Genomic DNA, 11457 nt, shown 5'->3' on the forward strand with positions numbered 1-11457 from the left:
CAACAAGATGGATTTTGCGCGCTATGCCATTGATCGCCCGGTCAACACCTGGCTGTTTGTTCTTATTCTGTTACTCGGTGGCATCTGGGGCATTCTGACCCTGGGACGTCTTGAGGATCCGGCCTTCACACTCAAACAAGCCGTGGTGGTGACACCCTATCCGGGCGCCACGGCGCAGGAAGTGGAACTGGAGGTCACCGAGCATCTGGAATCGGCCATCCAGCAACTGCCCCAGCTCAAGCGCATTACATCAAAGTCGGTACCCGGGCGCTCGGAAATTACCGTTGAAATTCAGGACACCTACAATGGCGACGAGATCCCTCAGGTTTGGGACGAACTGCGCCGCAAGGTAGGTGACTTCCAGCGTAACCTGCCCGACGGGGCCGGACCGTCGACAGTGAATGACGATTTTGCCGACGTGTTTGGCATCTTTTACGCCGTCACCGCCGAGGCGTTTGATGACAGTGAAATCCGAGACATTGCTTCGTTTCTCAGGCGGGAACTGCTGACCGTCGAGGGTGTCGCCAAAGTAGAAACACGCGGGCTGCCGGAGGAGACGATATACGTTGAACTGCCCAACGACAGGCTGATCGCCACCGGCCTGCCGCTGTCGCAAATAATCAACAGTATTCAGGCGGAGAACACAGTGCAAAGCGCGGGTGCAGCGCGCGTGGCTGACCTGAGTGTGCGCATCAGTTCCCAGCCCGGGCTGGACAGTGTCAGTAACATTGAATCGCTTCGCATAGGCAGGCCGGGCAGCACCGATCAGATTGCCCTGATTGACGTGGCCACGGTGTCACGGCAAAGCCAGGAAATCCCCGATCACCTGATCCGTCACAATGGCCAACGTGCCTTTACGCTGGCCATTGCCGGTGTCGCCACGGAAAATATTGTCGAGGTCGGGCAGGGGGTTGATGCCGCGCTGGAGGCATTGTCTGCGCGCATCCCGCTGGGTGTTGAACTCGAACCTATTTATGCGCAACACGTGGTTGTCGACGAGGCCATCGGCGACTTTATTGTCAATCTGATGATGTCCGTTGCAATTGTTGTGGGCGTATTGTGCATTTTCATGGGTTGGCGTGTGGGTCTGGTCGTGGGTTTAACCCTGCTGCTGACCGTCATGGGCACGGTGTTCATGATGCGCGTGTTTACCATTGAAATGGAGCGCATCTCGCTGGGCGCACTCATCATTGCCATGGGCATGCTGGTCGACAATGCCATTGTCATTGCCGAGGGCATGCTGATCAATATGCAGCGGGGCATGCAGGCGCACAAGGCCGCCAGTGAGGCCGCTGGCAGAACCCAGTGGCCTCTGCTGGGCGCTACGCTGATCGGTATCATGGCGTTCTCCGGCATCGGACTGTCCCCCGACACCTCGGGTGAGTTCCTGTTCTCCCTGTTTGCCGTTATCGGTATATCGCTGTTGCTCAGCTGGATACTGGCAATCACGGTGACACCGCTGTTCGGTGAATATCTGTTAAAAGTGAAACAGGCTTCCGCCAACAACGACCCTTACCGTGGCATGTTCTACGTACTTTATCGCAAGGCACTGCAGGCCAGTCTAGCCTGGCGGCGGCTGACCATCGCGCTATTGATTCTGATAACAGCCAGCAGTTTCTGGGCGTTTGGTTTTGTCAAACAGGCGTTTTTCCCGGACTCCAACACGCCCATCTTTTTTGTTGACTATCGTTTGCCTCAGGGCAGCGATATCCGCGCCACCGCCCGCGATCTTGCCGAAATCGATGAACTGGTCTTGAGCAAACCGGGTGTCGAAGCGGTCTCCACCTTCATAGGGCAGGGGGCAAGCCGCTTTATGCTCACCTATGAGCCGCAGCAACCCAATCCGGCCTATGGTCAGCTGATCATTCGCACCACGGATCGTTTCCTGATCGATGAGCTGGCAGATGAGTTGCGGGAAGATCTCGGCGCGGCGTATCCAGCCGCAGAGATTCAGACCCGGCGACTGGTGTTCGGCCCCGGTGCCGGCGCCAAGATAGAAGCCCGTTTCAGTGGCGCGGACCCGGAAGTACTGCGTGCGCTGGCCAGCGAAGCCATGGTTATCTTCAACGCTGAGTCCGGGTTGCAGGATATCCGTCAAAACTGGCGACAGCGGGAACTGGTCATTGCGCCACAGTTTAACGAGGAACGCGCCCGTGTCGCCGGTATCGGTCGTTCGGATCTGGCACAAACACTGGAGTTTGCCACCACCGGCGTGCGCGCCGGTACCTACCGCGAAGCTGACGAGCGCATTCCAATCATTATCCGTCCACCGGCGGCCGAACGTCTTCATGTGGAGCGTTTCCAGGAGCGACTGGTCTGGAGCGCCGGCGAACAGCGCTATGTGCCCATCACCCAGGTCATTGACGGTTTTGACACACGCGCCGAAGAAACCCTGATCATGCGCCGTGACCGCACGCGCACCCTGTCTGTGCAGGCCGAACCGGCTACCGGACTGACGGCAGACGAAGCCTTGCGCAGAGTTCGTGCTGACATTGAAAGCATGGACTTGCCGCCCGGCTACAACCTGGAATGGGGAGGGGAGCTGGAGGCCTCAGGCGAAGCACAGGCGTCACTGGGCGCACAATTACCGCTGAGTTTTATGGTCATGCTGGTGATATCTGTGCTGATCTTCGGCAAGGTACGACAGCCGCTGATCATCTGGCTGGTCGTGCCGATGTCCCTGTGCGGGGTGGTTATCGGACTGCTGGGCAGTGGTTTGCCCTTCAGTTTCACGGCCTTGCTCGGTTTCCTCAGCCTATCCGGCATGTTGATGAAAAATGCCATCGTGCTGGTAGACGAGATTGACCTGCAGATAGATGAAGGCAACCCACCGTACACGGCTATTCTGGATGCCAGTGTCAGTCGTTTGCGACCGGTATTCCTGGCAGCTGCCACCACCATTCTCGGCATGATTCCTTTGCTGGCAGACGCGTTCTTTGCCAGCATGTCTGTCACCATCATGGCTGGCCTTGCGTTTGCGTCGGTATTGACGCTGATTGCGGTACCCGTGCTTTATGCGGTATTTTTCAGCATCCAGAGTGAGACCTCAGACGTACATCAAACTACGGTTAGTGCTCACTCACCATGACAATAATATACTTTAACAAGAGGTCTCATTAACATGATTAAAAAAGGATTTATACTTCTAATTAGTTTGTTTTTCAGTGCCTCGCTGCTGGCTGCTGAAACCTTGTCAGACAACACAACGCTGGCCGATGTGTTTAATTTCCGCCAGTACAGTGACACCTTTGCCAGCGCCGGACAGCCCACCGCAGAGCAGTTTTCAAAAATACGGGACGCAGGTTATGAGCGCGTCGTTTATATCGCGTTCACCAATAATCAGAACGCACTGGCCAACGCTGACCAGATCGTCAAAGGCCTGGGCATGGACTATATCCATATACCGGTGGACTGGAACAACCCGACCAAACGCGACTTTTACGCATTTGCCGACACCATGCAGCGCGAACCCGACATGAAAACCCTGTTGCATTGCCAGGTCAACGCCCGTGCCACGGCGTTCAGCTTTTTATATCGCGTGATCTATGAAGATGTACCCGTTGCCCAGGCCAAGGCTGACATGAACACGGTCTGGCAACCCAACGAAACCTGGCGCGATTTGATTTTTGCGGTGCTGGCAGAGAACAACATCTCTCCCGAATGTGAGGGTTGTGACTGGACGCCATCGACTGCCGACGATTAAACCGATAATCTGGCGTTGTTAACAACAGGTTCAGGGGCGGTATTGACGCCCCTGCCTGCGTCTCTTCAGGTCAGACTTTCCATCACCCAGCGCTCATATTCGCGCGGCTCGCTCGTTGTCCCTTGGCCAAACCCCGGGCGTTTGGTTGGCGGCACTGCGCCGAGGTTGCGAGCATCGGAAGGGGACAGTCCAAAGCGCTGGCGAAAGGCGCGACTGAAATGAGCGTCACTGCTGAAGCCACACTCGCAGGCAATGTCGGATATCCTCAGGTGTGCGTCACGCTGGCTGACCAGTCGGCGTGCCGCCATGCGCAGGCGTTGCTCCTGGATGTAGGCGCGCACGCCATTGTGGCGCTTGAATACCCGGGACAGTGTCGCTGGCGAGCAATTCAGGTGACCGCATAACTTGTCAACACTGATCGATTCATGAAGCCGGCTGGTGATATACAGACGCGCCTGCAGCAACAGGCTGCCATAGACCGCCCGGTCTCCCGCCGGGACGCTGTCAGGAGAGCCATTCAGGGAACCAGCCATCAGCTGCAACGTGGGTAACACCAACGTCTGCGCGTCTGCCTCGTCAAGGGCGTCGGCCACGCGGACCAGAGTCGTGAGATGATTGACCGCCAGCGCAACCAGCGGGTTGTCAGCCGGCAACACGCGCCCCTGTTGACCGTCTGGCTGATCCAGCAGTGGTGCCAGCAATGGCCGCGGAATGATCAGGCTGATGTTGTTAAAGTCTGTGCTCAATGCCTCGTGTTTTTCAGCCAGATCGATGACCAGCAGCCCGCCCGGTTTAATCGTGGCGTGTTGTTTGCCACGTTTTACCTGTTGTTCACCGCTGATATGAATTTGCAACAGGTAGTGATCAAGACCATCGGCGGCCGCGCGAAAGGCAGAGCGTGTGAAACGTTGCGCCCGCGTGGTGCAATGCGTGAGCATCAACTGGCCATTGATCAACAGATTATCCAGGGTGGCTTCGAATGCGCTGCTGGACTGGCCGGCGTGAGGTTGCACATCGTACAACGTGCCAATGGTGTCGCGCCACGCGGAAAACCGCTGCTCGGGTGGAAGATCTGCGGTGCTGAATTGTGATCGACGAATACTATCTATACTGCTCATGGCATCAGTTTGCCGCCATTGAGGTGCACAGTCAATTTCCCTGCGGTGTAGGGTCAAATCCGCTCGGTAGAATCCCTGTATAGTCGCCTCCGGATCAAGTATTTCGCTGCTGCGCCAGCGAATGCTTCGCGAATTACCGGAGGGATTTTTGTGTTGTCTGTTTTTAGTTGTATGTCTTGTTACCCGACTTTCCTGAGCCGATTTACCGGTGTGCTGCTGTGTTTGCTGCTCACAACACCTGCCGCACTGGCCAACGGTTTTGCCGGTGGTGCCGGGACAGAGGCCGATCCGTATCAGGTAGCGACTGCGCAGCAACTGGATGATATTCGCAATGAGCTGGATGCTCACTATGTGCTGACGAGTGATATTGATCTTGGTGACCTTGGCAGCGGCGAAGATTGGGTACCGATTGGCAATGGCAATCCTGGCGACGAATTTTCCGGCGTGCTTGACGGCAATGGCCATGAAATAACGGGGCTATACCTGGACAACTTTCTAATTAATTTTGCCGGTTTGTTCGGATCAATTTATGGCGGCAGCGTTTACCGTCTTTTCCTGAAGGATGTCGACCTGAGCGCTGGTGGCGCTGTAGGAGCCCTGAGCGGCGAAATGAGGAACGGTGTGGTCCAGGATGTTGGGGCGGCGGGCCTGGTCGAAGGACGTTACGATAACGTCGGAGGCTTGATCGGTGTCAGCACCGAAGGCAGCACAATCGAGCGCGCCGCCACAGATGTATATGTCACATCAGCCGTGGGCCAGCGGGCCGGCGGCCTGGTAGGACTGAACCATGGCCCGGGCACAGTGATTCGGCAGAGTTTTGCAGTGGGCGACGTCCGGGGTTATGAAACCGTGGGCGGCCTGGCCGGTGAAAACAGTAACGGCGCGGTTATTCTGGATTCGTTTGCTCGTGGAATGGTTAATGCCACGGATACAGACGGCATGTTTGGGGCAGGTGGCCTGCTAGGGCAGCACCTGGGCAGCAATGATGAAACCTCAGTGCTAAGAAGGAGTTACGCCAGCGGTTTCGCAGGAAGTTTTGTCGCGCCTGGGGGGTTGATAGCCACTCTCCGCACCATGGCTGACGTTCACGACAGTTACTGGAACTCTAGCGTGAATTCAACAAGCGACGCCGGAACAGGTCTCACCACTGCAGAGATGAAGGATACCAGTCATTACGATGTGAGCTGGGATTTCAACACGGTTTGGGCGCTCAGCGATGGCATCAATGAAGGTTACCCCTATCTGCGCGGTGTGGGCCAGCAGTTGATGTTCGACTTTGATGGCAACCTGGTCGTGGCAGGCGATATTCAATCGCCAATCAGCCTGGATACGAGCGACAGCAGCGCAGCGCAGCCAACCGATGTATTTGATTTTACGCTGTCCGACAATGGCGGTGGCGACGCTCTACCGCTGGGAGTACAGCAGATCTCTGCACAAATTTCAGGCTCATCCACGGATACCGAACGCAATCAGGTGATCTGGCGCCTTAATGGACCGGATGCGGAGAATGTTGAGGCCAGCTACGATGCAGACGCTCAAACCATCACCTTCAGTGACCTGAACATTTCCATCGCTGACGGCGCATCGGAAACCTATACCATCAATGCCTACTTCTCAGATACCAACGGTGTGTCAGACGGCAATACATTCGTCGTTAGCATTGATGCTGGCGCCGATTTGCTGTTCACGGACACCGGCACACAAATGCGGTCGAACGTTGAGCAAATCACCTCTGAAGATATCCGTATTTCGCACAGTGGATCGGGTACAGAGAATGATCCGTACCATGTAGGCACTGCTCAGCAACTGGATGATATTCGCAATGATCTGGATGCTCACTATGTGCTCATGAACGACATTGATCTTGGTGAAGATTATGGTGACGGGGAGGGCTGGGAACCTATTGGCAGTGTCGCGCCGTTTACCGGCGTGCTGGACGGTGATGGCCATGAAATCAGCGGACTTTATATCGATCGCCCCACGGAGTCGGTCGGGCTATTTGGTTCGGCGGAGTCTGCGCAGATGCACAATCTGTTCCTGCGTGACGTCGACATCTCGGGACAAAACCGGGTGGGCGCGCTTGCCGCTCACTGGCAAGGTGGCAGCATTTCTCGGGTCGCGGCCACCGGACGCGTGAGCGGCGAGCTGTTTGTCGGGGGGCTGGTAGGGCTGCTCGATGAAGGCGGCAGTCTGGAAGACAGTGCGGCCGACGTTGTCATTGATGACGATGGACTCTGGTTCGGTGGCGGATTGGTGGGCGGCGCTAACGATGATGAGACGGCCATACGTCGCAGCTTTGCCTTGGGCAACGTGTCCGGAGAGGCGTACATCGGTGGTTTGGTTGGTCATATTCAGTCCGGAGATGTGCAGATTGCAGAGAGCTTTGCGCGGGGAAAATCGTTTGCGTCTGACTTTCGCGTGGGTGGCATGATCGGACAACTCGAAGACGGACTGATCGAGAGAAGCTATGCCACCGGCCTGGCTGAAACACCTTCCGATGACTACGCACTGGTGGGGTGTTGCAGCGTGTACGATAGCGAAGTCGCATTGAGTTACTGGGACATTAACAGCAGCAGAGTGGAAAACAGTTTCGCTGGCATCGGCCTTAGCACCCGGCAGATGCAGGACACCAGCAGCTATGACCCGAGCTGGGATTTCGATGCGGCCTGGGCCCGCGATAACAAAATCAATGCCGGCTACCCCTACCTGCGTAGCGTTTTTGAGGATCTGCTGACTGAAGTCAGCCTGGACAGCAATGCTGAGTTAGCCACAACAGGTGGCAGTGCCGAACCACTCAACCTGAACACCACAACTGACAGCGCTGCATCCGCGATGGATGTATTCACCTTTTCCTTGTCCGATGCGGGGGGTGATGGGGTGTCGTTGCAAGTATGGGAAATCACGGTTGCTGTTGCAGGTACCGCCACCGATGCTGAACGGAACAAAGTGACCTGGCGTCTTGATGGGGCAGGGGTAAACAATGTTGCCGGGGAATACGATTCGGCCACGCAAACCATCACCTTTAAAGACCTGGTAGTTACTGTCGCCGACGGTGCTTCGGAAACTTATACTGTCAATGCCTATTTTTCCGATAACAGCGGATTGGCGGTGGGCCATACATTTGTTCTCAGTCTTGATGGCAATACGGGTCTGGTATCCGCCAGCGCTGGCACCCAAATAAATCCGAGCGTTGCTGAAATCAGCTCTGCACAGATCAACATTGCCGCCAATGGTTTTGCCGGCGGCCTGGGCACAGAAGCCGAGCCATATCTGGTGAGCACTGCAGATCAACTGAACACTATCAGAGACCACCTCGGGGCGCGCTTTGTGCTGACTGATGATATCGATCTTGGTGCCAGCTACGGTGACGGGGAGGGCTGGGAACCTGTGGGTACCGGGGCAGCTCCGTTCACCGGTGAGTTTGACGGTGATGAGCATACGATCACCGGACTCGTTATCGCGCGGTCCTCACAGACAAATGTCGGTTTGTTCGGATATATCCGTGGCGGCAGCGTTCGCCGGCTGTCTTTGACGGACGTCGACGTGACGGGCGATGAGCGCAGCGGGGCGCTGGCAGGGACGCTGGAGAATGGCCTGGTAGACCAGGTTCGTATAACCGGGCAAGTGACAGGTGGCGTTGTTCACGTCGGGGGACTGGTTAGTCATGCCTCGCAACAAAGCACGATTGAGCGAAGCGCCACGGATGTGCGGGTTAACGGCTCGGGCTCGCGGATAGGCGGCCTGGTTGGCTACATTTATGACGCCGGCACGGTCATCAGGAAAAGCTTTGCGTTGGGGGATGTGTCCGGTCGCCGTGACGTGGGCGGCCTGGTTGGCGAGAACTACAACGCCGCCCTGATTGAGGATTCTTTCGCGCGGGGAGCAGTCGAGGCAACAATTTCCAACGGTGGTGGCCTGGTGGGACTGCAGTACAGCAATGGAGCATCGGTCGAAAGAAGCTTTGCTTCCGGTCGAGTGAACAACGATGGTGACAGCGATGGTGGCTTGTTTGGTAGCCTTTATTCGAGCGGGACGGTTGTTCATGCTTACTGGGACATGGACAGCAGCGAGAATGCGACCAGTGGCCGTGGCACGGGCTTCACGACCGAGCAGATGAAGGATACCAGCAATTACGATTCGAGCTGGAACTTTGCGTCTGTCTGGGCTCGCGATGATCTGATCAACGATGGCTATCCTTATATTCAGGATGTGTTTGAGGCGATGTTGAGCGTCACGGTACCCGATACCGATGGCGATCTGACCGCCGCCGGAAGCACGAGCGCCCCGGTTACGCTGAGCATAAACAGTGATACCCCGGCGTCTGCGGTTGATGTGTTCGACTTCATATTATCCGATGGCGGCAGTGATGATGACCTGGCACTGAAAGTATCGCAGATCACGGTGCATGTCGCCGGCACCTCATCCGATGCGGAGCGAGGGCAGGTGACCTGGCGCCTGGCTGGCCAGAACGTGGACAACGTCGTCGGCAGCTACGATGCAGGTGCACAAACCATCAGCTTCACAAACCTGGAGATCTCCATTGCAGACGGTGCATCGGAAACCTACACCATCAATGCGTATTTTTCCGACACCGATGCGGTGACGAACGGCAGCAGCTTCCTGCTCAGTGTCAACGGCGAGAATGATCTGACACTCGTCGACGGTAGCAGCCAGATGGGAACAACCACAGCCGTTGACAGCGCACAGATTGTCATCTCGATTCCGGCGCCGCCAGCCTCACCGGACAATGTTAATGTGATTTCCGGTGAGATATTGAATGGCACACTTTCTGGCAATGCCACCATCACGGAAAATGGCATCTTTAATGGCGGGACCATTACCGGCGCCGTCGACAATCGTGGCGAGATCAGCGGCGAGGTAGTCCTGGGCAGCAATGCCTCGATCACCGGTGGCACGATATCCGCGCAACTGATCGGCGACCCGGATTCTCCCGCCCGTGTTGATGATGCTGTTATTGTCAGCGGCGCGCGCCTGGAGAATGTTGTTATCGGCCCGGGCACCACGCTGGGGCCGGACGTTGTCCTGGGCCCCAACGTCACTTTTGAATCTGACGGCTCCATTCACCCCGGTCTGGATCTTACCCAGGCCCTGAATAGTGTCGTCTGGCAGTCCGGTGATGCGCGTTCGGTCCCCATGCTCTCTGACCGTGTGATAGCAGGGCAGAGCGAGACCATCCTGGACGCGATCGGGGAGCTGGAATATTTTCAGAACGCAGGCTCAGCTCTGGTGCAGGATGAAACCAGCGGGGAGCTGCGCTTAAAAGACGAGGATTATTCCGTTGCAGTACTGCCTTTGTCAGTGAGCAAGGCTTCTCCCGACGATGAGCCGGGGGCCTACGTCGATGCCAACGGCAATGTACGCATTGTGACAGATACCGGGCGGGTCATACTCGCCGCGCCGGTGCTCGAAGACGGGGAAGGGTTTGCCGGTTTCCTGGATCGGGCCGGCCTGGCGCTGAGTGCATTTGATGAGCGTGGCAACATGGTGATTGAGGAAGAAATGCAGGTCAGTGTTTCGAGAAGCAGCGGGCAGATGGCTATGCAATCCCAGCATCGCGGCTTCAATATCGGACGCCCGGATTTATTGTCTGTTCCGGCGAGCCGAGGCGATGCACCCGGTGTTGTCGAATTCAAGGTGCCCGGTATGGGGGATCTGATTGCGTATTCCGTCCTGTTTGAAAATGCTGATGGCCAATTGATGCAACAGGATATCGTGCCTGTGCCGGCCGACTGGCCGGCATTGCGGCAACTACTCAGCGAGCTGCCGGATGTCAGTCAGGTAAATATCAACGAGCGTGGCGTTGTGTCGGTGGCAATCGGCGAAATCAGCATTACCGGGCGCATGGACTATTTTGTTGGAACCGGTTCCGCCGAGCCCGGCGAAACCAGGCTAATTGAAGCCGGTGACCTGACTGGTAATGGCGTCATGGACTTTGTGGTTGAATATCCCGATGGACGCCGCCAACGCCTTTACGTTTATCCGTGAGGGGCTTAATGGGGACGGAGGGAATACTTTTGAGGGAGTAAAAAGTATTTCCTCCGTCCCATTAACAAGCACATACACTAATTCCGGTAATCTTTATTACCGGAAATAGTGTAATATCCCATTTCTATTGATCGAAACCAACTTTACCCGCTATCGGCTTTCATGTGACAATCGCGCCATCATGCATAAACGACAAATTGGCAAAACGTATTTCCTGACAGCTTTGCTGCTGGCACTGTGGCTACCATCACAGGCCCTGGCGACAGCGCTTTTGCATTGTGTCACGACAGATCCTGTTGTCTCTGAACAGATATCCACACCGGCCGTACATGACAGCACCGAAGACTGTCACGGACAAGCGCCAACCCGGCAGATGGCACACTCAGACCCTGCAACCAGCAGCCCTGAGCATCAGGCGCCCGCAGAAGATTGTTATCACTGCACCGGCGGCTGCCACAAACTCCAGCACATGCTCGCGCTGAACGGCGAACCTCTGAGTTACCTGATCAAAGCCGACACGGCTGCCGCTCGACCCGATGAACTGGCCGCCGGTTTCCCCGATTTCCCTGTCCGCCCCCCTAAACGCATCCTTTCTGTTTAATAAAAACCACGAAACAGCCCTTTGTGCGG

At 56.3% G+C, this 11457-nt stretch carries 5 protein-coding genes; 4 read left to right on the forward strand and 1 reads right to left on the reverse strand.

The window, feature by feature from the left end:
- Positions 1–7: 7 nt before the first annotated feature.
- Both WD071_RS02005 and WD071_RS02010 read left to right on the forward strand, forming a co-directional pair.
- Positions 8–3088: an efflux RND transporter permease subunit gene (locus WD071_RS02005; RefSeq protein WP_368046618.1), complete on the forward strand. Its 3081-nt coding sequence runs from the start codon at positions 8–10 to the stop codon at positions 3086–3088.
- Positions 3089–3121: 33 nt separating this feature from the next.
- Complete coding sequence (locus WD071_RS02010; RefSeq protein ID WP_368046619.1) at positions 3122–3703, forward strand: protein tyrosine phosphatase family protein; 582 nt, start codon at positions 3122–3124, stop codon at positions 3701–3703.
- A 65-nt stretch (positions 3704–3768) separates the two neighbouring features.
- On the opposite strand, the gene WD071_RS02015 is transcribed toward WD071_RS02010, so the two are convergent.
- Positions 3769–4821, reverse strand: a complete 1053-nt coding sequence (locus WD071_RS02015; protein ID WP_368046620.1) for an AraC family transcriptional regulator — start codon at positions 4819–4821, stop codon at positions 3769–3771.
- A gap of 150 nt (positions 4822–4971) precedes the next feature.
- On the opposite strand from WD071_RS02015, the gene WD071_RS02020 reads away from it, so the two are divergent.
- Positions 4972–10827, forward strand: a complete 5856-nt coding sequence (locus WD071_RS02020) for a hypothetical protein (protein ID WP_368046621.1) — start codon at positions 4972–4974, stop codon at positions 10825–10827.
- A 181-nt stretch (positions 10828–11008) separates the two neighbouring features.
- Positions 11009–11428 carry a hypothetical protein gene (locus WD071_RS02025; RefSeq protein WP_368046622.1) on the forward strand — a complete coding sequence of 140 codons (420 nt, stop codon included), beginning with the start codon at positions 11009–11011 and terminating at the stop codon, positions 11426–11428.
- The last annotated feature ends 29 nt before the right edge of the window (positions 11429–11457 follow it).

Origin of the sequence: Pseudohongiella sp., from assembly GCF_040877505.1 — a bacterium.
Taxonomy (GTDB): domain Bacteria; phylum Pseudomonadota; class Gammaproteobacteria; order Pseudomonadales; family Pseudohongiellaceae; genus Pseudohongiella.